General features: G+C 69.6%; 25 protein-coding genes. 13 read left to right on the top strand and 12 right to left on the bottom strand.

What is annotated here, in order from left to right:
• The first annotated feature begins 33 nt into the window (after positions 1-33).
• Positions 34-1341: a 3-phosphoshikimate 1-carboxyvinyltransferase gene (aroA, locus tag F0U44_RS00605; RefSeq protein WP_149726345.1), complete on the top strand. Its 1308-nt coding sequence runs from the start codon at positions 34-36 to the stop codon at positions 1339-1341.
• Complete coding sequence (gene rsgA, locus F0U44_RS00610) at positions 1338-2357, top strand: ribosome small subunit-dependent GTPase A (RefSeq protein ID WP_149726346.1); 1020 nt, start codon at positions 1338-1340, stop codon at positions 2355-2357. The genes aroA and rsgA overlap by 4 nt, the downstream gene beginning before the upstream one ends.
• 6 nt (positions 2358-2363) lie before the next feature.
• Here rsgA and F0U44_RS00615 read toward each other — a convergent pair whose 3' ends face one another.
• On the bottom strand, positions 2364-2828 hold the full coding sequence (locus F0U44_RS00615; RefSeq protein WP_149726347.1) for a DUF2231 domain-containing protein: 465 nt from the start codon (positions 2826-2828) through the stop codon (positions 2364-2366).
• 83 nt (positions 2829-2911) lie between these two features.
• Here F0U44_RS00615 and F0U44_RS00620 point away from each other — a divergent pair, with 83 nt between their 5' ends.
• The 3 genes from F0U44_RS00620 to F0U44_RS00630 are packed head-to-tail and all read left to right on the top strand — an operon-like array spanning position 2912 to position 4654.
• Positions 2912-3784 carry an inositol monophosphatase family protein gene (locus F0U44_RS00620; RefSeq protein WP_149726348.1) on the top strand — a complete coding sequence of 291 codons (873 nt, stop codon included), beginning with the start codon at positions 2912-2914 and terminating at the stop codon, positions 3782-3784.
• A gap of 10 nt (positions 3785-3794) precedes the next feature.
• Entirely contained in the window at positions 3795-4226 is a 432-nt protein-coding gene (locus tag F0U44_RS00625; RefSeq protein WP_149726349.1) for a CBS domain-containing protein, read from the top strand.
• 59 nt (positions 4227-4285) lie between these two features.
• On the top strand, positions 4286-4654 hold the full coding sequence (locus F0U44_RS00630) for an FKBP-type peptidyl-prolyl cis-trans isomerase (protein ID WP_149726350.1): 369 nt from the start codon (positions 4286-4288) through the stop codon (positions 4652-4654).
• A 7-nt stretch (positions 4655-4661) separates the two neighbouring features.
• On the opposite strand, the gene F0U44_RS00635 is transcribed toward F0U44_RS00630, so the two are convergent.
• Together F0U44_RS00635 and F0U44_RS00640 are read right to left on the bottom strand one after the other, a co-directional pair.
• Positions 4662-4907, bottom strand: coding sequence for an RNA-binding S4 domain-containing protein (locus tag F0U44_RS00635; RefSeq protein ID WP_149726351.1), 246 nt, complete (start codon positions 4905-4907; stop codon positions 4662-4664).
• Positions 4908-4925: 18 nt separating this feature from the next.
• Entirely contained in the window at positions 4926-6185 is a 1260-nt protein-coding gene (locus F0U44_RS00640) for a DUF445 domain-containing protein (RefSeq protein WP_246160216.1), read from the bottom strand.
• A gap of 68 nt (positions 6186-6253) precedes the next feature.
• Between F0U44_RS00640 and F0U44_RS00645 the strand changes: the two genes are divergently transcribed.
• The 3 genes from F0U44_RS00645 to F0U44_RS00655 all read left to right on the top strand — a co-directional run bounded on the left by F0U44_RS00645 (position 6254) and on the right by F0U44_RS00655 (position 10871).
• A complete protein-coding gene (locus F0U44_RS00645; protein WP_149726353.1) occupies positions 6254-7705 on the top strand; it encodes an MXAN_6640 family putative metalloprotease in 1452 nt (483 codons plus the stop codon).
• Positions 7706-7766: 61 nt separating this feature from the next.
• Entirely contained in the window at positions 7767-9206 is a 1440-nt protein-coding gene (locus F0U44_RS00650) for an MXAN_6640 family putative metalloprotease (protein WP_149726354.1), read from the top strand.
• Positions 9207-9269: 63 nt separating this feature from the next.
• Positions 9270-10871 carry an MXAN_6640 family putative metalloprotease gene (locus F0U44_RS00655; RefSeq protein WP_149726355.1) on the top strand — a complete coding sequence of 534 codons (1602 nt, stop codon included), beginning with the start codon at positions 9270-9272 and terminating at the stop codon, positions 10869-10871.
• Between the two features lie 3 nt (positions 10872-10874).
• On the opposite strand, the gene F0U44_RS00660 is transcribed toward F0U44_RS00655, so the two are convergent.
• Positions 10875-11813: a carbohydrate kinase family protein gene (locus tag F0U44_RS00660; protein ID WP_149726356.1), complete on the bottom strand. Its 939-nt coding sequence runs from the start codon at positions 11811-11813 to the stop codon at positions 10875-10877.
• A 3-nt stretch (positions 11814-11816) separates the two neighbouring features.
• A complete protein-coding gene (locus tag F0U44_RS00665) occupies positions 11817-12470 on the bottom strand; it encodes a class II aldolase/adducin family protein (protein ID WP_149726357.1) in 654 nt (217 codons plus the stop codon).
• Positions 12471-12506: 36 nt separating this feature from the next.
• Here F0U44_RS00665 and F0U44_RS00670 point away from each other — a divergent pair, with 36 nt between their 5' ends.
• The gene (locus F0U44_RS00670; protein WP_149726358.1) at positions 12507-13343 is read left to right on the top strand and encodes an aldo/keto reductase; all 837 of its coding nucleotides are present in this window, start codon (positions 12507-12509) and stop codon (positions 13341-13343) included.
• Between the two features lie 3 nt (positions 13344-13346).
• Here F0U44_RS00670 and F0U44_RS00675 read toward each other — a convergent pair whose 3' ends face one another.
• Positions 13347-13736, bottom strand: a complete 390-nt coding sequence (locus F0U44_RS00675) for an MmcQ/YjbR family DNA-binding protein (RefSeq protein ID WP_149726359.1) — start codon at positions 13734-13736, stop codon at positions 13347-13349.
• Positions 13737-13806: 70 nt separating this feature from the next.
• Here F0U44_RS00675 and F0U44_RS23250 point away from each other — a divergent pair, with 70 nt between their 5' ends.
• Entirely contained in the window at positions 13807-14355 is a 549-nt protein-coding gene (locus F0U44_RS23250; RefSeq protein ID WP_223163529.1) for an MmcQ/YjbR family DNA-binding protein, read from the top strand.
• A gap of 589 nt (positions 14356-14944) precedes the next feature.
• Here the strand turns inward: F0U44_RS23250 and F0U44_RS00685 are convergent.
• The 4 genes from F0U44_RS00685 to F0U44_RS00700 all read right to left on the bottom strand — a co-directional run bounded on the left by F0U44_RS00685 (position 14945) and on the right by F0U44_RS00700 (position 18651).
• Entirely contained in the window at positions 14945-15667 is a 723-nt protein-coding gene (locus tag F0U44_RS00685; RefSeq protein WP_149726360.1) for a DUF6994 family protein, read from the bottom strand.
• Positions 15668-15740: 73 nt separating this feature from the next.
• Positions 15741-16985, bottom strand: coding sequence for an HNH endonuclease signature motif containing protein (locus tag F0U44_RS00690; RefSeq protein WP_188113247.1), 1245 nt, complete (start codon positions 16983-16985; stop codon positions 15741-15743).
• A 454-nt stretch (positions 16986-17439) separates the two neighbouring features.
• Positions 17440-18180 carry an SDR family oxidoreductase gene (locus tag F0U44_RS00695; protein WP_223163530.1) on the bottom strand — a complete coding sequence of 247 codons (741 nt, stop codon included), beginning with the start codon at positions 18178-18180 and terminating at the stop codon, positions 17440-17442.
• Positions 18181-18189: 9 nt separating this feature from the next.
• Positions 18190-18651 carry a DUF4396 domain-containing protein gene (locus tag F0U44_RS00700; protein ID WP_149726362.1) on the bottom strand — a complete coding sequence of 154 codons (462 nt, stop codon included), beginning with the start codon at positions 18649-18651 and terminating at the stop codon, positions 18190-18192.
• A gap of 192 nt (positions 18652-18843) precedes the next feature.
• Here F0U44_RS00700 and egtB point away from each other — a divergent pair, with 192 nt between their 5' ends.
• The gene (egtB, locus tag F0U44_RS00705; RefSeq protein ID WP_149726363.1) at positions 18844-20163 is read left to right on the top strand and encodes an ergothioneine biosynthesis protein EgtB; all 1320 of its coding nucleotides are present in this window, start codon (positions 18844-18846) and stop codon (positions 20161-20163) included.
• Entirely contained in the window at positions 20160-21134 is a 975-nt protein-coding gene (gene egtD, locus F0U44_RS00710) for an L-histidine N(alpha)-methyltransferase (protein WP_149726364.1), read from the top strand. The genes egtB and egtD overlap by 4 nt, the downstream gene beginning before the upstream one ends.
• On the opposite strand, the gene F0U44_RS00715 is transcribed toward egtD, so the two are convergent.
• Positions 21048-22511, bottom strand: coding sequence for an MFS transporter (locus tag F0U44_RS00715; RefSeq protein WP_246160217.1), 1464 nt, complete (start codon positions 22509-22511; stop codon positions 21048-21050). The genes egtD and F0U44_RS00715 overlap by 87 nt on opposite strands.
• A gap of 62 nt (positions 22512-22573) precedes the next feature.
• On the opposite strand from F0U44_RS00715, the gene F0U44_RS00720 reads away from it, so the two are divergent.
• Positions 22574-23026, top strand: coding sequence for a MarR family winged helix-turn-helix transcriptional regulator (locus tag F0U44_RS00720; RefSeq protein ID WP_188113248.1), 453 nt, complete (start codon positions 22574-22576; stop codon positions 23024-23026).
• 14 nt (positions 23027-23040) lie between these two features.
• Here F0U44_RS00720 and F0U44_RS00725 read toward each other — a convergent pair whose 3' ends face one another.
• Complete coding sequence (locus F0U44_RS00725; RefSeq protein WP_149726366.1) at positions 23041-23775, bottom strand: acyltransferase; 735 nt, start codon at positions 23773-23775, stop codon at positions 23041-23043.
• Positions 23776-23797 lie beyond the last annotated feature (22 nt).

Consider the following 23797-nt stretch of genomic DNA (forward strand, 5'->3'; position numbering starts at 1 on the left):
CAAGACACGGGGCCCTCTAGACTTCGGCGGGTCATGACCACTCCCGCCATCGGGCACACCGACCTCTGGCCCGCCCCTGCGGCGACCGCGCCGGTCGACCTGACGGTGGCACTGCCCGGCAGCAAGTCGCTGACCAACCGCGCACTGGTGCTGGCAGCCCTGGCCGACGGGCCGTCCGTCGTACGACGGGCACTCCGCTCACGTGACACCGAGCTGATGGCACGCGCGCTGACGTCCTTGGGCGCTGTGGTGGACACGAACGGCGACGACTGGTCGGTGACTCCCCTGGCAACGACCGCCTCCCCGGTCGCCGCCGAGGTCGACTGCGGGCTCGCCGGCACGGTGATGCGGTTCGTCCCGCCGGTCGCCGGACTCGTCAACGGGACGGCCGCCTTCGACGGCGACCCGCACATGCGCAACCGTCCGGTCGGCGAGGTGCTGGTCGCCCTCACCGCGCTCGGCATGCGGATCGACGACGAGGGTCGCGGCTCGCTGCCCTTCACCGTTTCCGGCAACTGCACGGTGCCGGGCGGCACGGTCGTGATCGACGCCTCGGCCTCGTCGCAGTTCGTGTCCGCACTACTGCTGGCCGGGGCGCGCTACGACCACGGCGTCGACGTACGCCACGACGGCAAGCCGATCCCGTCGCTCCCCCACATCGAGATGACGATCGCGATGCTGCGCGACCGCGGTGTGGCGGTCGACGACTCCGACGCCAACCGGTGGTCGGTCGCGCCCGGGCCCATCGCCGCGCACGACGAGGCGATCGAGCCGGACCTGTCCAACGCCGCGCCCTTCTTGGCGCTCGCGGCCGTCTCGGGCGGCGCGGTGACGGTCCGCGACTGGCCGGCCGCGACCACTCAGGCCGGCGACGCGCTCCGCGACCTCCTCGCCCAGATGGGCTGCACCGTCGAGCAGGTCACGGAGGGACTCCGGGTCACCGGTCCGGTCGGCGGGCGCCGCGGCCTGCTGGGGATCGACGCCGACCTGCACGACGTCGGCGAGCTCGCACCGGCGATCGCTGCGCTCTGCGCGCTCGCCTCCACTCCCTCGCACCTGCGGGGGATCGCGCACATCCGCGGTCACGAGACCGACCGGCTCGCGGCCTTGGCTGCCGAGCTCGGCGGCCTCGGCGCCGACGTGACCGAGCACCCCGACGGGCTCTCGATCCGGCCCGCCGAGCTGAGCGGCGGCGTCTTCCACACCTACGCCGATCACCGGATGGCTCACGCCGGCGTCATCGTCGGCGCGGCCGTGTCGGGTGTCCTGGTCGAGGACGTCGCGACGACGAGCAAGACCTTCCCCGACTTCCCCGGTTTCTGGGCTTCCCTCCTGTCATGAGCGGCCGGTACGGCGAGCACGACGTCGAGCACTACGAGCGGCCCCGTCGTCGTACTCGCCCTCGCACCAAGGACCGCCCCACCTACGCCGACGCCGTGGACGCGCTCGTCGTCACCGTCGACCGCGGCCGCTTCACCCTCGACATCGAGGGCCGCCGCGTGATGGCGATGAAGGCCCGGCCCCTGGGGCGCAAGGGCGTGATCGTGGGCGACCGGGTGCGGGTGGTCGGCGATGTGTCGGGGGCCGACGGGAGCCTGGCGCGGATCGTCGAGGTGGTCGAGCGGAGCACGGTGCTGCGCCGTACTGCCGACGACGACGACCCCGTCGAGCGGGTGCTCGTCGCCAACGCGACCCAGCTGGTCGTCGTCACCGCTCTGGCCGACCCCGAGCCGCGCACGCGGTGGATCGACCGCGCCCTGGTCGCCGCCTACGACGCCGGCCTGACGCCGCTGCTCTGCCTGACGAAGGCCGACCTCGAGGACCCCGAGACCCTGCTGGTGACCTACCGATCGCTCGGGGTGCCCTGGATCGTGACGAGCCGCGACGCCGATCGCTCCATCGTCGGCATCGACGCGGTCCGGGAGCGGCTGGCCGGACAGACGTCCGTGCTGATCGGGCAGAGCGGCGTCGGCAAGTCCACCTTGGTCAACGCGCTGGTGCCCGACGCGCGCCGCGAGACCGGCCACGTCAACGCGGTGACCGGCCAGGGCCGGCACACCTCAACGTCCGCGATCATGCTCGAGCTGCCCGACCCCGACTCCGACAGCCGGGCCGGCTGGATCATCGACACCCCCGGCATCCGCTCGTTCGGGCTCGCCCACGTGCAGCCCGAGCACCTGATCGAGGCCTTCCCCGACCTCGACGAGATGACCGAGGAGTGCCCGCGCGGCTGCACCCACGCCGACGCCGAGCCCGAGTGCGGCCTCGACGAGGCCCTCGCGCGTGGCGAGGCCGACCCCGAGCGGGTCGCGTCCTTCCGCCGCCTCCTCGCTGCCCGGTCGGTCACCGACTACTGAGGTTGATCAGCCCTTGACGCCGTACCAGGCGACCTGGGCACCGGCGTCGCCGGTGAGGACGACCCACACCAGGGTCAGCACGGCGAGGACTGCCATCAGCGCGCTGAGGGCGACGAGCACCGGACCCTTGCGGGTGTGCCACCACATCGTCGCCCACGTGACGACGGCGAAGCCGGTCGTCAGGAGACGGAGCGTCTCGGCCCGGTCCTCGTGCTTCTCCAGAAGGGCGTGCAACGGACCGCCGTAGGTATTGGCCTCGGTGAGGTCCTCACCGCTCAGGTAGGCGGCCCAGACCGCTCCGACGACGACCGTCGCGAGGACGGCGAGCGGCCAACGGAGCCAGTCGCGCCACTTCGGGACCGCCGCGTAGGCGATGCCGGCGAGGGCCGCGATCGGACCGAGGACCACGACAGCGTGCACGACGAGTGCGTGAAGAGGAAGGCCGTTGATCTCCATGACGAGTGAGTGCATCACACGTTCCTGTACGCAGGCTGTGGGCGCGCGGTTCAGCCCTCAGCCCGGCAAGATCACGCCGGGGCAATAGTGTGAGTCCCGTGAGCACCGACTACACCGACGACCTCCGCCTGGCGCACCTGCTGGCTGACGACGCGGACTCGCTCACGCAGGCACGCTTCAAGGCGCTCGACCTGCACGTGATGAGCAAGCCGGACCTGACCCCGGTGACCGATGCCGACCAGGCGGTCGAGGAGTCCATCCGCCGTACTCTCTCCCGCGCGCGAAGCCGCGACGCCGTCACCGGTGAGGAGCAGGGCACGTCCGGCCACTCCCAGCGCCGCTGGATCATCGACCCGATCGACGGCACCAAGAACTTCGTCCGCGGCGTGCCCGTGTGGGCCACGCTGATCTCCCTCGCCGTCGACGACGAGGTCGTCCTCGGCGTCGTGTCCGCGCCGCTGCTGCAGCGGCGGTGGTGGGCCTCGACCGGCCAGGGTGCGTGGACGGGCAAGTCGCTGATGAAGGCGACGCGTTGCCAGGTGTCCGACATCCGGCGACTGGAGGACGCGTCGTTCGCCTACTCCTCGATCACCGGCTGGGAGGACCGCGGGCTCGGCGAGGACGTGCTCGCGATGATGCGGCGCGTGTGGCGCACGCGCGCCTACGGCGACTTCTGGTCCTACATGCTCCTGGCCGAAGGCGCCGTCGACCTCGCCGCGGAGCCCGAGCTCGAGGTCTACGACATGGCAGCGCTCGACATCATCGTGCGCGAGGCCGGCGGCCGGTTCACGTCCCTCGACGGCAACGAGGGCCCGTGGGGCGGCAACGCCCTGGCGAGCAACGGCCACCTGCACGACGCGGCGCTGTCCTTCCTGGGTTCGGTGCCCGACGGGGGCAACGACCCCGACTGGCCCGCCAACGGCCCCGGGACGGTTTCGGACATCTGGTCCCGGAGTCCTCGCCGCGAGTAACCTGCATCACATGCGCATCAGTGATGTCCTCAAGACCAAGCAGCACCCGGCTGTTGTCACGATCACCCCGGAGGCGGGGGTACGTCAGCTCGTGGCCACGCTCGCCGAGCACAACATCGGCGCGCTGATCGTCAGCAGCGACGGGACCACGATGATCGGCATCGTGAGTGAGCGCGACGTCGTGAGGCGCATGCACAGCGACGGCACGGTCATCGACAACACCGTCGGCGGGATCATGACCGAGGTCGTCAAGACCTGTAGCGCCGACGACGACCTCGACGACGTGCTGCGCACGATGACCGAGGGTCGGTTCCGGCACATCCCGGTGGTCGACGGCGACGCCCTGGTCGGCATCGTGAGCATCGGCGACCTGGTGAAGAACAAGATCGACCGGTTGGAGTTCGAGCGCGACCAGCTCGACTCCTACGTGCACCAGCTGTAGGGGTTTCGAGGCTCGCTCCGCTCGCACCGCCACCACCAGCGGTGGCTAGGGTGGCGCCCATGGAAAAGCCTGAGATCGAGTTCTTCGACCCCGAGCCGCCCGCGGACCTCGTCATCACCGACGTCACCGTCGGCGATGGCGCCGAGGCGACTGCCGGTAGCACCGTGTCGGTCCACTACGTGGGTGTGGCCCACTCCAGCGGCGAGGAGTTCGACGCGTCCTACAACCGTGGCGCGCCGCTGCAGTTCCGCCTCGGCGTCGGCCAGGTCATCCAGGGCTGGGACACCGGCGTGCAGGGCATGAAGGTCGGCGGCCGTCGACAGCTGGTCATCCCGGCCCACCTGGGCTACGGCGACCGCGGCGCCGGCGGCGTCATCAAGCCGGGCGAGACCCTGATCTTCGTGGTCGACCTGCTCGGCGTCAGCTGACGCTCACCTACCAGGGCAGGTTGTCCTCGACCTCGCCCACCACCACGCGCGCCGACTGCGCCGCCAGCGTCACGACGTCACCGTCCTGGAGCTGGCGGCCACGGCGCGCCTCGACCTCGCCGTTGACGCGCACCATGCCGGCGGCGAGAAGGGGCTTGGCCTCCGAGCCGGAGTCGATCAGGTTGGCCAGCTTCAAGAACTGACCGAGCTTGATCGTGCCTTCGGCGATCGACACGTCCAGGGGTTCGGGCACCCGGTCAGCCTAGTGCCGTCAGTTCAGTGCGATCGACGCGGCGTGGATGACCACCCCGACCAGGCCACCGACGATGGTGCCGTTGATCCGGATGAACTGCAGGTCGCGCCCGACGTGCAGCTCGATCCGCCGCGCCGCCTCCTTGCCGTCCCACCTCTCGATGGTGTGGGTGATGACGGTGGTGACCTCGCTGCCGTACCTGTCGACGGCGAAGACCGCGAGGTCCCCCGCCATCTGGTCGAGGCGCTCGCGCAGGTCGGCATCGTTCGAGAGCCGGGTCGCCAGCAGGTCGACCTCGAGCAGGAGCCGCTTGCGGACCGCGCCGGCGGGGTCGTCGAGCGACTTGACCAGCGCCTCGCGCAGGGCGGTCCACATCGCGATCGCGGTGCGGTTGACGGCCGGGTGGTCGAGCACCCGCTCCTTGAGCCGCTCCGCACGGTCCTGGGTGGCCGGGTTGCTCTGCAGGTCGGTCGCGAGCTGCTGGAGCATCGAGTCGAGCGCCCGCCGCGCGCGGTGGTTGGTGTCGCTACGGATCTCCGCCATCCACCGCACCATCTCGGTGTGCAGCCGGTTGATGACATAGGTGTTGACGCTGTCGGGCGCCCACCAGGGTGCGCGCTCGCCGATCACCTCGTGCACGGTCTCCGGGTTGGCGATCAGCCAGTCGTAGAGCTCGTTGAGGGTCAGGTCGACGAGACCGTGGTGCAGGTCGTCGGCGAGCGCCTCGTCGAGGAGACCGCCGAGCAGCGGCGCCACCGGCTCCTCGCGGAAGCGCGGCACGAGGGCGTCGTTGACGAGCGACTCGATGTGGTCGGGCCGCACCTTCGACAGCCCGATCGCAGCCAGGTCGGAGACCTCCTCGACGACGCGCTGCGCGTTGGCAGGTACGGCGAGCCAGCCCGCCACCCGTTGCGCGATCCCGACCGAGAGGATCCGCTCGCGGATGATGTCCTCCTGGAGGAAGTTCTCCCCCACGAACTGCTCGAGGCCCTTGCCGAGGTCGTCCTTGCGCTTCGGGATGAGCGCCGTGTGCGGGATCGGCAGGCCGAGCGGGTGCTTGAAGAGCGCCGTCACCGCGAACCAGTCGGCCATGGCACCGACCATCGACGCCTCGGCGCCGGCGTTGACGTAGCCCCACGCTCCGTCGCTGCCGAAGGTCACGCCGTAGACGGCTGCCGCGAAGAGCAGCAGCGAGACCGCGACCGTGCGCATCCGGCGCAGCGCCGAACGGCGCTCCGCGTCGGCAGCGGAATCTGTGGGAATCATCGGGCCACTCACACGGGCATCCTCGCGCATGCGGCGCGTCGTGCCGGGTTCCGGCGCGTCCGTCCGCGACGCTGGTTCTCGTGTCCTTCCCCGCACGCCTTGTTGTCGCCTGCCTTCTCGCAGGTGCGTTGACCGCACTCGGCGGGCCGGTCAGCGCCGATCCGGCGGGTCCGGACGCGCGGCGAGCGGCGGAGTCGCCGTACTCGACGCTCGCGATGCGGGACCTCTTCGTCGCCCGTCCCACGCTCAACCCGCTGCAGAAGATCGTCGCCCAGACCCTGCTGGCGCGGCCGACCGATGGCGTCAACGACCCCGGCGGCGACGGCTACCGCGGCCGTTCGCGCAAGGTGTGCGGCCGGCGGATCTGTGTGCACTACGCGGTGAAGGGCGCCGATGCGCCACCGTCGATCCGGTGGGTGCGCCGGACGCTGCGCGTGCTGGGCGACGTGTGGGACCACGAGGTCGACGAGCTCCGGTTCCGGCCGCCGCCGACCGACGGTCGTCGTGGCGGCGACGACCGGTTCGACGTCTACCTCGCCGAGCTCGGCCACCGCGGTCTCTTCGGCTACTGCACGCCCGAGCGACGCGTGCGCGGCGAACGGCTGGCCGCGTCCAGCTATTGCGTGCTCGACGACGACTTCACGCGTCGCCAGTTCGGCGCGCCCGCCGGCGACAGCCTGCGGGTGACAGCAGCCCACGAGTTCTTCCACGCGATCCAGTTCGGCTACGACTTCCGCGAGGACCCGTGGCTGCTGGAGTCGACCGCGACCTGGATCGAGGAGACCTTCGCCGACAAGGTCGACGACAACCGCCGCTACCTGCCCTACGGCACCGTGCGGCGACCGGGCGTGCCCCTCGACGACTTCTCCAACACCCGCTACGCGCAGTACGGCACGTGGGCCTGGTGGCAGTACCTCACCGATCGCTATGGCGACGGCCTGGTCCGCGCCGTCTGGCGGCAGGCCGACTCGGTCGGTGACGGACCCAATCTCTACTCAGTCGAGGCGCTGACGGCGGTGCTCGGCCGCCACGAAGGGCTCTCCCGTGCCTTGACCTCGTACGCCGTCGCCAACCTCTCCCCCGCCGACGCCTACCCCGAAGGGCGCTCCTGGCCCTCGGCGCGGGTCGGGCGGCCGGCCGCGATGGGGCCGGACCAGCCTGTCGTGACGCGCAGGACGCAGGTCGACCACCTCTCGGCCCACCACGTCGCCTTCCGGCCCACCCACGAGCTGCGCGGCCACCGGTGGCGGCTGCGCGTGCACGTCGAGGCACCGCGCCGCAGGTCGGCGGCCCGGGTGGTCGTCGTACGGGCCGACGGGCAGCGGTCGCGGCACACCGTCCACCTCGACCGCGCCGGCGACGGCGCCTTGACGGTGCGCTTCGGCGCGGCCGAGGTCGCCCGGGTCGTCGTCACGCTGGTCAACACCTCGTTCCGCTACGACTGCCACGAGGAGACGCTCTACGCGTGTGGCGGGCAGCCGCTCGACGATGGCGCCAAGTACGCCGTACGGGCTGAGCTCTTCCGTCACTGAGGTTGGTGCGAGTTCGCTGGACGCGCCCACCTGACGGTTCGACTGCTGGCATGCTGCGCGGGTGCAGTTGAAGCGAGCCATCGTCTCCCTGGCCGTTGCCCTGGTCGCCGCCGCGTCCCTCACCGGGCCCGTTGCCGTCGCCGACCCCGAGCGCGAGGATGGCGCGCGCGCCGCAGCGCCCGGGGCGACCGACATCTTCAAGCGGCCCCGGCCGAGCGCCGACAAGCGCGCCTGTACGCCGCGGATCTGCGTGCACTGGACGACCTCCGGCAAGCACGCCCCTCCGGGCAAGGACGGCAACCGCAACAAGGTCCCCGACTTCGTCGAGAAGGTCCGGTCGACCGTCGATGGCATCCACCAGGCCTACAAGAAGGCCGGCTACCTCACCCCGCTCGGTGACCACAACATCGCCGGCGACGACCGCACCGACGTCTACCTGCGCAACGTGGGAGAGCGCGGGAGCCGGTGCTACACCGATCCGCCCGGCGCCGTGCCCGAGCGGACCTGGGCATACTGCGTGCTCGACAACAACTTCTCGCACGCCGAGTTCCCGACCGGCAACGCGCTCGCGAACCTGAAGGTGACCGCGGCACACGAGTACTTCCACGCGATCCAGATGGCCTACGACGCGCACGCGGACGGCTGGCTCTGGGAGTCGACGGCCGCCTGGGCCGCCGACCAGCTCTTCCCCAACCTCACCCGCCGGCTGCAGTCCCTCGGAAACAGCCCGTTCAGCGACTCCCTCACGCCGCTCGACACCTACGAGGGTCAGCTGCACGGCTACCCGGCCGGTGTCGGCATCTTCTGGCGCTACCTCAGCGAGCACTACCCGCTCGCCGAGGGCGGGATGCCGACGCTGGTGCGCAACGTGTGGCGTCGCCTCGACACCCGTACGGCGGCACCGGGGACCTACTCGCTGCAAGCTCTGACCGAGGTCCTCGACGAGCGCGGCACCAACCTCTCGACCGAGCTCGCGGCCTTCGCCGACGCCAACCGCCACCCCGGCGACCCAGGCAGCTACGTCAACGGGTCGGCCTACCCCGTGGCCGACCCCGGCGTGATCCGGACGCTCTCGGCGTCAGCGCCGGGTCCGGTCGGCGGCTCCAAGTCGCTGGACCACCTGACGTCCTCCACCGTCCGCTTCGTCCCGCACACCACGCTGACGGCGTCGACATGGCGGCTGAACCTCGCGTTCGACCTCGCGGTCCTGGTGACCCGTCCGGTCGCGATGGTGACCCAGTTCCGGCAGGACGGCACACCGATGGCTCCCCGCCGCATCGCCTTGAACGGAGCCGGAGACGGCTCGTTGGTGCTGCCGTTCGACATCACGACCTACAAGTACGTCGAGGTCACGCTGGTCAACGCGAGCGACCGCACGGGCGACTGCGGCACCCACGACTCGTTGCCGTCGTACTCCTGCCAAGGCGACCCGCTCGACGACAACCTCGTGGCCAGCGTCAGCGGCACGCTGACCCAGGTGCCGCCCCCGCCGCGTCACTGAGGCTCAATATTTAGTTCGTATGAACGATGGTTTTAGCCGCGTGCAGGGTGGCATGCTGCGTTGGTGAAACTGAGCTCGCTCCTAGTCCTACCCATCTCGGTTGCTCTGGCGGCATCGCTGACGGTCCCGGCGGCCGTCGCGGACGACGACTTCGACCAACCCGACCTCAAGGTGCCCGGCACCTCCTCGTCCAAGGCCGCCGAGGCCAAAGACACGCTGGCCGAGGTGCAGGCGATCGTCAACGGCGACGCCAAGGCACGCGGCGGACGGACGTCCGACGGCCGTGACCTGACCGTCGCGCTGCGCGACCTCCGGGTCCAGACCAAGTACCTCTCCCCTGCCGACAAGAAGGTGGCGCACCAGTTCCTGCTGCGTCCCGGCACGGGCAGCGACCCCTACATCCCGGGCGCGCTGCCGATCAACAAGTGCTTCGTCGAGCTCTGCATCCACTACGCGGAGACCGGCACCAACGCCGTCCTCGACTCCGACGGCGACGCCAACACGATCCCGGCCTACGTCCAGAACGTCGCCGACACGATCAACCAGATCAACGTCGACTACGTCGCGGCCGGCTACCGCACGCCCAAGCGTGACGGTGCGCTCGGCGGGGGCACCAACAAGATCGACATCTACCTCGGTCAGATCGGCAACCAGGGCCTCTACGGCTTCTGCACCTCCGACGACCCCAACAACCCCGACACCAGCGGCGACTACAGCTTCTGGGCCTACTGCGCGCTCGACAACGACTACGCCCCGGCGGAGTTCCCGACCAACACCCCGACCGAGAACATGCAGGTGACGGCCGCTCACGAGTTCTTCCACGCGGTGCAGTACGCCTACGACGCCTGGGAGGACGGCTGGCTCCTCGAGTCGACGGCGACCTGGGTCGAGGACGAGATGTTCGACGGGGTCGACGACAACCGGCAGTACCTCGCGAACGGTCCGCTGGGTCTGTCCTACGTGCCGCTCGACTACTACGGCGACGGCTTCCACTACGGCACCTGGATCTGGTGGCGCTACCTGACCGAGAAGTTCCCGGCCAAGACCGGCAAGCTGCCCAACCTCGTCCGCAAGGTCTGGGAGCGGGCCGACGGCGCGCCCGGCGGGCCGGACGACTACTCGACGCAAGGCCTGGCCAAGGTCCTGAGCAACCTCGGGACGACCCTGAAGAAGGAGTTCGTCAACTTCAGCACGGTCAACCGCAACCCGAAGAAGTACTACTCCGAGGGCGCGAACTACCCGACCACCCAGGCCCTCGTGCAGACGATCAACCCGTCCCACAAGATCAAGGGCGCCAACTGGACGAGCGGGCACCTGGCCTCGGCCACTTCCCGCTTCAACCCGCAGAACCTCGGCGCGGCCGACTGGCGACTGAAGGTCACCCTCGACTTCGCGCCGACTGACCGCGGCTCCGCGGCCGTGATCTTGGTCTACAAGAAGAACGGCAAGATCGAGCGGCTCAACGTCAAGCTCAACCAGGAGGGCAACGGCGCCAAGAACGTGCCGTTCAGCTCCGGCTCGATCAAGGGCGTCGAGGTGCTCATGATCAACTCGAGCTCGCGTTTCAACTGCTACACCAACCCGGACTCGCCGTACTCGTGCCTCGGCACGCCGAAGGACGACGGGCCGAAGTACGAGGTGACCGCGAAGGCCTACCGGGCCTGACGGTCAGCGCGTCGGCGTAGCCGAGGCGAACGCGTCGACCGACGCCAGGTCGTAGGACCCGGCGTCGGTCGACATGCCTTGGGCCACCTGAGCGGCGGTCGCGCACCCCAGGGTCGCGGCCGCCACCAGGTCGCGGCCCTGGGCGCGGCCGAGCAGGAAGCCGGCCGAGAACGAGTCACCGCAGCCGGTCGTGTCGACGACCTCGATCGCGAAGGCCGGCACCCAGGCGGACTCCTCCGCGGTGGCGACGTAGGCGCCCCGCGCACCGGCGGTGACGGCGACGCAGCCGACGCCCCGGTCGAGCAGCGCCTGGGCACCCTCTTCGAGAGTGGTCGTCGCCGTGAGGCCGAGCAGCTGCTCGTCGTTGGGCAAGAACAGGTCGACCAGCGGCAGGCACGCGGCGATCGCGTCGAGCCACATCGGCTCACCGGGAGCCAGCATGTCGATCGAGGTGGTGACACCGGCGCTCCGCGCCGCTTCGAGTACGGCGACCGCGGCATCGCCGAGGAACTCCGGTCCGCCGACGTGGACATGGTCCGCCCCGCGTACGAGATCGAGGTCGATGTCGTCGAGGGTGAGCGACCCGTTGGCGCCGATGCAGTGCCAGGCGGGACGGTCGCCGTTGCCGTTGATCGGCAGCACGCTCGCGGAGGTCTGCACGCCGTCCTTCGTCGTGATCCGACCGGTGTCGACGCCGTTGGCCTGCAGCAGGCTGACCAGGACCGCGCCGAGCGGGTCGTCGCCGACCGCCGCCACGCTGGTGACGTCGGCACCGAGCTTGCTGAGCACGACGGCCGTGCCGCCCGCGGTGCCGGCCGGGGACATCCGGATGGTGTCGACGAGCGCCCCGCTGGAGCCCTCGGGGATGCTGTCGACCGTCGCCACGTGAATGTCGAGCACGTGGACGCCGATGCAGAGCACCCTGGTCGTGGGCTTGGTCATCGCTTACTCCCCTGACTTCTGGACAGTGCCGTAGTTGCGCGCGATCGCGGCGGCGATCACGTCTTCTTGCTGCTGGTGGGTCAGCGTCGCCGGTGGGCCCATCGAGAGCGCGTCGCGGTAGACGCCGCAGAGCCACTCGAGGAGCAGCGCGTTGTCGACCGCCTTCGTGAGCGTCGCGCCGATCGCGACCGCGCCGTGGTTGGCCATGAGGGCAGCAGCCCGGCCCTCCAGGGCGGCCACCACCCGCTCCGCGAGCTCGGAAGTGCCGAAGGTGGCGTAGGGAGCCACCCGGATCACGCCGCCGAGGAGCAGCTGCTGGTAGTGGACGACGGGGATCTCCGCCAGGGAGATCGAGGCGGCCGTGCTCACGGGGGCGTGGGTGTGGACGATCGCGCTGACGTCGTACTTCTCGTAGACCGAGAGGTGGAGGTAGACCTCGCTCGTCGGCGTGAGGTCGCCCGCGACCTGGGTGCCCGCGAGGTCGACCTCGACCACCTGGTCAAGGGTGAGCTCGCCGAGGACGGCACCGGTCGCGGTGACTGCAACCCGGTCGCCGACGCGGATGCTGACGTTGCCGGCCGTACCGATGAGCAGGCCCTCGGCCGCCAGCCGGTGGCAGGCGTCGACCACCTGCTGCTTCGCGTCGTCAGTGATCACGAGCAGGACATTAGACCTACTCGCTACCGTGGACCGATGGCCACTCCGACATGCGAACTCAACGACGGACACAGCCTGCCCGCGATCGGCTTCGGCACCTACCCGATGCAGGGGCCCGATGCCGTCGCGGCCACGGTCTCGGCGATCGAGGTCGGCTACCGCTTGCTCGACACCGCCGTGAATTACGACAACGAGGAATCGGTCGGCGAGGCCGTCACCCGTTGCGGGCTGCCGCGCGAGGAGCTCTTCGTCACGAGCAAGCTGCCCGGGCGGCACCACTCCTACGACGAGACGATCTCCTCGACCCAGGCCTCGCTCGACCGGCTCGGCCTCGACTACCTCGACCTGCACCTGATCCACTGGCCCAACCCGTCGGTCGGCCTCTACGTCGAGGCCTGGCGTGCGCTGGTCACGCTCCGCGAGCGCGGCCTGGTGCGCTCGATCGGGGTCTCCAACTTCACGCGGGCCCACCTCACCCGGATCATCGACGACACCGGCGTGGTCCCGGCCGTCAACCAGATCGAGCTGCACCCCGCCTTCCCCCAGGAGGAGCTGCGCGCCACGCACGCCGAGCTGGGCATCGTGACCGAGGCGTGGAGCCCGCTGGGCAAGCGAGCGGCGCCGTACGGCGAACCTGTGGTCGCCGCCGCTGCTGACCGCCTCGGCGTCACCCCCGCCCAGGTCCTGCTGCGGTGGCACATCGAGCTCGGCAACCTGCCGATCCCCAAGTCCGCGACCGCGTCGCGGCAGGCGGAGAACCTCGACGTCTTCGGCTTCGCCCTCACCCCCGAGGAGATCGCCGGGATCACCGCCCTGGGCCGGCCCGACGGCCGCCTCTTCGGTGGCGACCCCGACGTGCACGAGGAGATGTAGCGGCTATCGCTTGCGGTGCTCCTCAGCGAGGTCCTTCGGCGCCATCGCGAGCCACGCGTCGAGCAGCATCGCCTCGAGGTCGACGTCGGAGATGACGCTGAGCTCGATCAGCACGCCGGCGTAGCCGTTGAAGTGCGGGATGTGGAAGACGCCTCGAGGCGGGTCGGCGAGGATCGCCTCCTTCTCGACCAGCCCGTCGGTGCGCACAGCGAGCACCGGCAGGCTCGGCGGCTCCTCGTCGCCGAAGCGCTTGAGGTCGGCCTTCGTGTAGGTCCGCTCCCAGGCGAACTTCTTGTCGCGCACCGCCCAGGCCCGCCAGGTCTTCCACTGCTCGGTCTCGGTCACCTCCGGCAGGGCCAGTGCCATCGCCGCCGCGTCGTCGAGGGTTGCCATACAGGCAACGTACGCCGCGCCGCCGACACCTGGCAGGCAGTTGTCCGTGGTTGCGCCTAGCCTCACGCTCGTGACCGACGCCGACGCCGTACGCCGAGTGGCCCTACCGCTCCCCCGCGTCTACGAGCGCGAGATCGGGGGTCACTGGAAGCTGAAGGTGAAGCAGCTCGTCTTCGTCGCCTTCGCCAAGGACGAGACGAAGATGGGGTTCGCCTTCCCGCGCGAGGAGCGCGACGCGCTCATCGAGTCAGCGCCCGACGTCTTCTTCCTGCCTCGCACCAGCGACCTGCGCTACCAGTGGGTGTGCGCGCACCTCGACCGGCTGGGCGAGGAGGAGATGAGCGAGCTGATCACCGACGCCTGGCGGATGTGCGTGCCCGCGATGCTCCACGACCTCCCCGAGCTCCCCGCCCCCGCGGCCGAGGTCTGGTCTCTGATCGACGCCGGGGCCACCACGGACGCCGTACCCCTCCTCCACCCCTACCTCCACTGGCACGATCGCGACGTCGCGCTGCGCGGCCGCAACAACGTCCTCGCCCACCTGCGCGAGCACCCGGCTCCCAAGCCGCCGCGCGAGGTCGAGGTCAGGGACGGGCAGATCTACCGCTGGGTGCGGTAGGCCGGTAGCGCGGTCCATTGAGTCATGAGAGTGGTCGGTAGGTCAGGCCTGACGGGAGCGCTCCGGATGTCACCCAACCACTGGCAATGTCGGCTGCGGACAACACGCTGAAGGATTCATAGTTGCCGAAGCGATAGTCGTGATGACGAACGTCACCGTTCCACCGTGCTGTCCGGTTGCTGTTGATGATCACTGCCCAGCCGAGGTGCTGGCGGCCAACGAGCCCAATCAGGTTGGCGGTCCTGGCTGCTGTCCCACGGACGCTACTTACGAAGCACACGTTGTTGTCCGACCGAGATGCCGTCGAAATCAACACCGCTAGGTGCTCCAAGCCGCTGACTGACACCCAGTCAGATGGCTCCCTCCATCGGCATGGAGCCCAAAAGAGGCGACCGGCGGGAGTTGGTTCGAGGGCTCTCGCGAGCCAGGAGTCGAGGTCGGCTGCCGTTGCGGCGTCTTGAACAAGCATTGTCCTGCTCCGGAGGATCGTCAGTGCGGAGAACCGTGTCGAGTACCTCCGACGGAACCTCTCGAGAGCACGCGCACGCCCGTCCGCTTGCACCGCGGGGTGCCTGGTCGGGCGGTGGGTCTAGTCGTCGCACCACTTGCGGATCCGGGCATTCCGCGCAGAGACGAACTGAGAGACGTTTTCGAGGTAGCGCCGATAGACCGGCGCCGACTGCGGCAGCGGCGGGGAAGCGAAATCCCATTCATTGCCGCCACGGTCGTCCATCCATCGAATCGCATTGCCTGCGACCATGTCTTGCAGATGGAAGAAGCCAACGTACGCTGAGAACCCAGAGGCGCCGACTCCAAAGAGCCCGAAGAAGTGCGCATCGAGCGCCAAGGGCTGCGCAAGTGGATTCGCTTGCTCGCCCATGTAGTGCTGGCGAATGCATTCGAGGGTGAGGTCGAAGCGGTCCGAAATCCTGGAGTCAGTCCCACGCAATTGATTCAGAGAGCCGCGGCGAACCGGAAAGATTACGAATCCGCCGATCGTGTAAAACGCGCGGTCGTAGTGCTGTTGTTCGGCTGGACTCAGCTCGGCCCACAGCTCGCTCATGCCCTGCCGGGCGTAGCGCGAGTGGGTTGTCGCAATGGTGTCACTGGACACTCGAACCGTGCCGCCGCGCGCGAAACATGTCAGATATCCGCCAGGCTCGACCTGCCACTTGATGGAACTGCTGTCACCCGGGAGCTTCTTGCTCCAAAGGAGCCTGTGCCATTCCCTCAGCAACGTGCTGTCGCGATCGGCGTCCGTGTCGTAGTCGGGATCGTCGTAGAAGCAGAAGCCAACATCGATCCTGTCCACTGCAACACCGTATCCGCGCGACGAGCGGACAGCCGCCGATCTTCCAAGCTGCTTGCTCGCCGCGACATGCGCTCTATCGACGTCGGCTGAATCTGATCTTCCCGTTGGGGAGGAACTCGTGTGCCCATCGTCCGTCGTGGAGTCGTTGGTGGTCGTGGTTGCAGACCGCGACGGCGTCCTTGATGTCGGTCTTGCCGCCTTGGGACCAGGGTTTGAGGTGATGGGCCTCGGTCCACGCGGCGGGGACGCCGCAGCCTTCGGCCTGACAGCCGCCGGCACGCAGGGCCAGGGCGAGGCGTTGAGCGGCTGAGAACAGGCGGCGTCCGCGGCCGAGGTCGAGGATCTCGCCCTTGCCGCCGAGCACGGCGGGGATGATCTTCGCGGTGCACGCCATCCGACGAAGCTCGGCCGCCGACAGCGCGTCGCCGCCGAGGATCGACCCCATCGCGAGGTCCTTCTCGAGTGATTCCTTGGTCATCGTGACCACCAGGGTGGTGGCCATCCCACCGTGCTGCGGGAGCGTCGTGGGGTCGAGGTGCTCGAGGAGGGCGCAGAAGGCTTGGGCGAGCTTCTTCGGGTACGGGATCCGGTCGGCGTCGCTGTCGAGGGTGCCGTCGGCTTTGCGGGGGTTGGTGTAGGCGTGGAGGTTGGTCAGCAGTCGCTGTCCGATCGCTCCGGGCACGTCGATGATGATCCGCATCGAGCCGGTGCCCTTGTCCTTGACCGTGAGCCGCATGTCCTCGCGCGCTTGTTGTTCCTCGCGCTCGAGACGTTTGGCGTCCTCGGCCTCAGCGATCTCCGGAGCAGCGACGTCCAGGATCCGACGCAGCAACAGCCGCAACTCCTTCGGAGAATGGTCCTGTGCCAGCTCCACCGCGTGGGTCTCAGCGCGGGCGATGATCGCCGGGTCGAGGTAGTCGGGCAGATCACCCAGACCCCGCACGATCACCTGCGCCTGCTCGAACGACACCCCACCGGCAGCCATCCCGGCCGCGACCTGCTGCCACCGCTCGTCGAGAGCTTTGGCGAGCTTCTGCTGTGCGCGTAGCGGGCCGACGTCGGCCTGGGTGCGCTGGGCGACCCAGGTCGCCACATCGCGCGCACCGTCCTGATCAGCCACGTCACCGGCGGCGTTCATCAGACGGCCCTCCAGCGCGGCCGCACGCCGCTTGAGTTCGTTGAGCGCTAGCAGTCCCGCACGCTTGTCGTCCGGGCTCAGGAACACCGGCTCATACGTCAGCGCGTCGGAGATCTGGGCGGTCGCAGCCTCGATGCACGCCACCAGCTGGTGGGGCGGTTCGAGGAGCTGCGCGACCATGAGGACACCTTTCCGAGATGCCTCCATCGTACCCGTATTCGAACAATTGTTCTAGTCCGATTCGGAACTTGTGAGGAGTTGCGCGGTCGCGATACGCCCTCGCCTGGCGGCTCGGGGCTACTCGACCAGCGGAAGCAGAGCCTTGGCTTCGAGGCTCGCTTCACTCGCACCTCAACCAGCGGCGCACAGACACCGGCGGCCCGGTCGGGAATCCGACCGAGGCCGCCGGGCAACCCCTGCCGATGTGGTCGGACCACTGTTTACGGATCACGGTCGCCACGCAGGGTCGGAACCTGCCGTAGCCCGTCCGCCCCAGGGGTGAGGCGAGACCGACGACTGTACGAGCAGCAGTCGCTCGGCGCCGAACGACTTCTTGAGATGCCGGGCCTTGGTTTCGAGGCTCGCTTCGCTCGCACCTCAACCAGCGGCGCAGCACTCAACAGCGGCCTTCGCCCTAATGCGCAGCCAGCCAGGCGTCGTAGGTCTCGGGCAGGATCACGGCGCCCTCTGCTGTCAGCAGGCCGCCGGCGGCGATCTGCTTGCCGGCTGCGCCGGGGAGCGGGGCGGCGATGACCTTGGTGCGCTCGCCCCGATGGGCGAGCAGGCGGCGGGCGAGGTCGGGGATCTGGTGCTGCTCGGGGCCGCCGACGTCGGCGGCCAGGCCGGCAGGCTCACCGAGCGCGACGTCGACGAGGTGGTCGGCGAGCTGTCGGGCTGAGACCGGCTGGCTGAGCATCTTGGGGACGAGCTTGACCGGGCCGGGCGAGCGTTCGAGGAGCTGGCCGGCGAAGTCGTGGAACTGGGTCGCGCGGACGATCGTCCACGGCACGGAGCCGCCTCCGACCAGCTCCTCCTGGCGCCGTTTGCCGTAGTAGTAGCCCATGTCGACGCGGTCGCAGCCGACGATCGACACGGCGACGTGGTGGCGGACCCCGGCGCGCTCCCCCGCGGCCAGCAGGTTGCCGGTCGCCGCCTCGAAGAACGCGATCGCGGGCTTGGCGCGCAGCGCGACGACGTTGGAGACGTCGATGACGGCGTCGACCCCGGCAAGCGCATCGTCGAGGCCGACCCCGGATACCAGGTCGATGCCGGCCGAGCGGGCGATGACGACGGGGGTGAGGTCACGGCGTCGGCAGGCGTCGACGACCTGCCTCCCGAGCACGCCGGTGCCGCCGGCGACAGCGATCGTGGTCACGCGGTCAGGTTAGCCGTGGTGCGCGTGGGTCAGGGCGTGACCCTTGCCCCGGCTGAGGAGCCACCAGTTCACCGGATAGGCGGCGACGAAGGCCGCCGCGAGGGCGATCACGAGCCCGACCCAGAACATGACGTTCAGCAGCCCCGCGCCCATCGCGCCCGGGATCAGCACGATCACCGTGTTGTCGACCACCTCCATCACCGCGATCGAGAGCGTGTCCGCGGCGAGCACGAGGCTCAGCGCAGCGCGGGGTGCGAGCCCCGAACGGAGGAGCGGCAGAGCCGAAAGCAGGTAGCCGAAGGTGAAGGCGAGGGCGACCGAGAGGGCGACGGTCCAGCCGTCGGGCAGGCCGATCGCCGTACCGATGACGAGGCCGAGCACCTCGCCGATCGCGCAGCCGGTGAGGCAGTGCAACGTCGCGGCGAGGGCAAGGGAGCGGGAGGATCCGTGGTGATGTGCGTGCTCGTTCATGATCGGTCGAACGATACCCCCTGGGGGTATATTCCGACCGGTCATGATTTGTTGTGCAACGTGTAACGCTCGCGGGCTGTCGGTGACTGTCTCTAACGTGATGGTGGTTCGACGCTCACCAGCCGCCTGCTTGGCTCGCGGTTGGGTAGTGAACATCCTGGGATCGACACCCGAGACGAGTGAGGTGCACGCATGACGAGCACGACTGCGGTGACAGCGGGGGCGGGATGGGACCCGACCACGCTCCAGAGCAGGTACGACGAGGTGCGGTCCTACACCGAGACGCTGGCCGCTCCGCTCTCCCCCGAGGACCAGACGGTCCAGTCGATGGCCGACGTCTCCCCCACCAAGTGGCACCGCGCGCACGTGACGTGGTTCTTCGAGACATTCGTCCTGGCAGACAACGAAGCGTCGTTCGCGCCCTTCCAGGACAAGTACTGGTTCCTCTTCAACAGCTACTACGAGGCCGTCGGCCCGCGCTACAGCCGCGCCGACCGCGGGTTGATCAGCCGCCCGGGGGCTCACGACGTGGGCGTCTACCGATCCAACGTCGACGACCGGATGCACGACCTGATTGCGCGGCTCGACGACGGGGCGCTGACCAAGCTGGCGTCGACCATCGAGCTCGGCTTCCACCACGAGCAGCAGCACCAGGAACTGCTCCTCATGGACATCAAGCACGTGCTCAGCCGCAACCCCCTGCAGCCCGTCTACGCCGGCCGCCCCACCGCCGAGTCGACGCCCGACCGGCTCGGCTGGGTCGAGGTCGACGGTGGCCTCGTCGAGGTCGGTCACGAGGGCAGCCGCGACGGCGGCTTCTGCTTCGACAACGAGCTGCCGCGCCACGAGCAGTGGCTGAGGCCGTTCCGGATCGCCGACCGACTCATCACCAACGGCGAGTGGTGGGAGTTCATGGCCGACGGCGGCTACCGACGCCACGAGCACTGGCTGAGCGACGGCTGGGCCAAGGTCACGACCGAGGGCTGGGAAGCTCCGTTCTACTGGACCGAGGTCGACGGCGTCTGGTTCGAGCACACGCTCCACGGCACCTGGCCGGTCAACCCAGGCCTCCCGGTGAGCCACGTCAGCTTCTACGAGGCCGAGGCCTACGCGTCGTGGGCCGGCAAGCGGCTGCCGACCGAGGCCGAGTGGGAGCACGCAGCCCGGGGCGCGACGGCCTCGACCACCGACGTGCCCACCGGCAATCTCGCCAACACGACCAGCTTCCACCCCGAAGCCGCTCCCCCGGCGTCCGGCGGACTGCGCCAGATGTTCGGTGACTGCTGGGAGTGGACCTCCTCGGCCTACCACCCCTATCCCGGCTTCCACCCGCCCGCGGGCGCGATCGGTGAGTACAACGGGAAGTTCATGAGCAACCAGATGGTTCTCAAGGGTGGGTGCGCACTGACCCCGGCGGGTCACACCCGCGCGTCCTACCGCAACTTCTTCCCCCACCAGTCCCGCTGGGCGCTGTCCGGCGTACGGCTGGCCGATGATGGAGCCGCCGCATGAACTCCCCCAAGGTGTCCGTCCTCCTGCAGAGCAACTGGGCCGAAGCCGGCCTGGTGACCGACGTACGACGAGGTCTCGGCTCGATCCCGCGCACGCTGCCGCCCAAGTGGCTCTACGACGAGGTCGGGTCGCAGCTGTTCGACCAGATCACTCGGTTGCCGGAGTACTACCCCACCGAGTGCGAGCGCACGATCCTGCGCGACCGCGCGGCCGAGATCGTCGCGACCTCGCGGGCGACCACGGTGGTCGAGCTCGGCTCCGGCACCAGCGACAAGACCCGGGTGCTCCTCGACGCGTTCGCCGAGGCCGGCCGCCTCGAGCGGTTCGTGCCGGTCGACGTCTCCGAGGAGACCCTGCGCGACGCCGCCATCATGCTGGCTGCCCGCTACCCCGACACCGAGGTCGAGGCCGTCGTTGGCGACTTCACCCTCCACCTGGGCCACCTCACCGGCTACCGCCACAAGCTCGTGGCGTTCCTCGGCGGCACCATCGGCAACCTCTACGTCGAGGAGCGCGGCGCCTTCCTCGGCGCCCTGGCCGACTCGATGGATCCGGGCGACGAGCTCTTGCTCGGCACCGACCTGGTCAAGGACGCCGACCGACTGATCACGGCCTACGACGACCCGCAAGGCATCACCGAGGCCTTCGTGAAGAACAGCCTGCGCGTGCTCAACCGCGAGCTCGGCGCCGACTTCGACCTTGATGCCTACTCCTACGTGCCCTTCTGGGACCGCCACATGCACCGCATGGACCTCCGCCTGCGCGCCGAGATGCCCCAGCACGTGACCATCCCCGGCGCCAGGCTGACGCTCGACCTGGCATCGGGCGAGGAGATCCGGGTCGAGATCTCGACGAAGTTCACCGAAGCACAGCTGCGCGAGGAGCTAGGCGTGGTCGGCCTGGAGCTCGCGCAGATCTGGACCGACCCCACCGACAGCTTCGCCGTCACCCTGGCCCGCAAGGTCGACTGAGGGGCGCGAGACCCGCGGGATGGCCGCGGCGATCGCGACCCCGACGAACGCCGCCACCGCACCGATGACGAAGCACAGTTCGAAGGCGTGCTCGCTCGGCAGGGCGAAGCCGCCGACCGCCTTCGTGTTGCTCGTCAGGACCGTGGCCATGACAGCGGCCGCCGTCGTGGTACCGACCGAGCGCATGAGCGAGTTGAGCCCGACCGCGGCCGCAGCCTCGCGCGGCGGGGCCGCGTCGAGGATCAGGGTCGGCATGGCGGCGTAGCCGATGCCGACGCCGGCAGCAGCGATCGCCGCCGCGATCATGAGCTGCCACGGCGAGCCCATCAGCAGCACCGCGACGAGGTAGCCGCCACCGAGGACGATGCCGCCGACGATCAGCGTCACCTTCGCACCGACCCGGCCGATCATCGAACCGGACACCGGCGAGAGCAGCATCATCATCAGCCCACCCGGCGCCATCCAGAGACCGGCCTCGAGCATCGTCTGCCCGAGCCCGTAGCCGCTGGCCACGGGGGCCTGCAATAGCTGCGGCACCACGATCGACTGCGCCATCATGCCGAAGCCGATCGCGACGGCCGCCAGGTTGGTCAGGAGCACCGGGCGCTGCGCGCTCGTGCGCAGGTCGACCATCGGCTGGTCGACGCCGAGCTCGTAGGCGCCCCAGGCGAGCAGCACCAAGATGCCGACGACGATCGCGCCCCAAGTGCGACCGTCGCCCCACCCCCAGGTGCTCGCCTTCGAGACACCGACGAGGAAACTGACGAGCCCCAGAGCCAGGCCGAGGGCGCCGATGACGTCGAATCGGCTGGGGTGGGCGTCGTGCAGGTGCGGGACGGCGAGCGCGACCGCCGCGACCACGATCCCCGCCAGTCCGGCCGCGATCCAGAAGAGCAGGTGCCAGTGACCGCTGTCGGCGATCCAGGCCGCGAGGGGCAGGCCGATCGCGCCGCCTACGCCGAGCGTCGCACTCATCGCGGCCATCGCGGTGGCGGCCATCTTCGGCGGGACGATCTCACGCATCAAGGAGATGGCGACCGGGATGAATCCCATCGCCAGGCCCTGCAGGGTGCGCCCCACGAGCATCGGCACCAGCGGGCCGGACAGTGCACAGACGATCGAGCCGAGGCCGAGCATCGCGGCGCTCGCGAGCAGCACCCGCTGCTTGCCGACCATGTCGGCGAGCCGGCCGGCGACCGGCATCGCGACCGCCGCGGCGAGCAGGGTCACCGTGACGACCCACGCGGTGTCGGCGGGAGCGGCGCCGAGCAGGGTCGGCAGCTCGCTCTGGAGCGGGATCACCATCGTCTGGGTCGTCGCCGCAGCGAGTCCGCCGAAACAGAGGGCGGCCACGGCGGGGTACGGTCGGGTCGTCACGAGTATGCATCATACATATGCTTGATTTCGGCAACGAATCTTCGCGGTCTATCCTCATCCGCGTGACCGACCCGGACGCCATCGACGACGCGCTGCTGCGCGCCCTGGGCGACGAGCTGATCCGCTTGAGCCGCCGGAGGATGACGAACTACCCCGACGCCCGGCTCGACAACTCGGCGTTCAAGATCCTCTGGCTGCTCGTCGAGACCGGCCCGATGACGCTGAAGGAGATCGGCGAGCAGCTCCAGCTCGAGCAGTCGACGATCAACCGCCAGGTCAACAGCGCGATCGACCGCGGCCTGGCCGAGCGGGCTCTCACCCCGGGTCAGACCGCACGCACGGTGCGTGCGACCGCCGCCGGCGAGGACGACTACCGGCACGACGCGGGGCTGCGTGCCGCCGCGATGCGCGAGGCGCTGGGTGAGCTCGGCCCCGACCATGCCGCGACCGTGATCGCAGGACTCGGGAGCCTCAACGACGCTTTCGACCGAGCCCAGGCGCGCATCGAGCGCTAGGCGCCCGGCTCCGGCTACGGGATGTCGTCGCCCCGCCAGGTGACGCCCTCACGGATGACCCGAGCGGGACATCCGCCCACCGCGGTGCGGGGCGGCACCTTCTGGCCGCGCACCATCGCCCGGGTGCCGACGACGGCACCGTCCCCTACCTCGCAGTGACCACTGACGATCGCCTCACGGCCGAGCCACACGTGACGGCCGAGTCGGATGTGGGCGCCGTACGGATTGATCCGGGCACCCGTCTCCGCGTCCTCGAGGCGGTGCATGTCGTCGGTGGCGATGTAGACGTTGGCCGCCCACAGCTGGTCGGGCGCGGCGATGACCGAGCCCCCGTTGCGGGCGTCGACGATCGCGCACCGCGTGGCGATGACGTCGGAGGTGAGCACGATCGTCGAGTGCGCGCCGCAATAGATCTCGCTGGCGGTGAAGGCGCTGCGCGGGCCGAGGAAGACGGTCGCGCCGTCGCCCCCGACGAGGAGCGACGCGACGTTGTTGGTGGGGCTCGCGACGACCAGGATCACGTCGGAGAACTCGTAATAGCTCATGTTGTCGATGAGCTTGTGCGGCAGGTCGACGTCGTCGACGTCGTCTCCGAGGTAGAGCGCGTTGCCCAGCTCGTGCCACCACTCCGGCAGCGGGTCGGTCACCAGCCGCAGCGGGGTCGAGGCGAGCACGTCGGCGTCGACACCGGCGGCGATCAGGCGGGCGCGGTGCTCGTCGTCGAGCGCCGCCGCACGGGTCCACGGCATCGGGCCATTTTGCCCCAAACCG

It is taken from the genome of Nocardioides humilatus (assembly GCF_008373755.1).
Taxonomy (GTDB): Bacteria; Actinomycetota; Actinomycetes; order Propionibacteriales; family Nocardioidaceae; genus Nocardioides; species Nocardioides humilatus.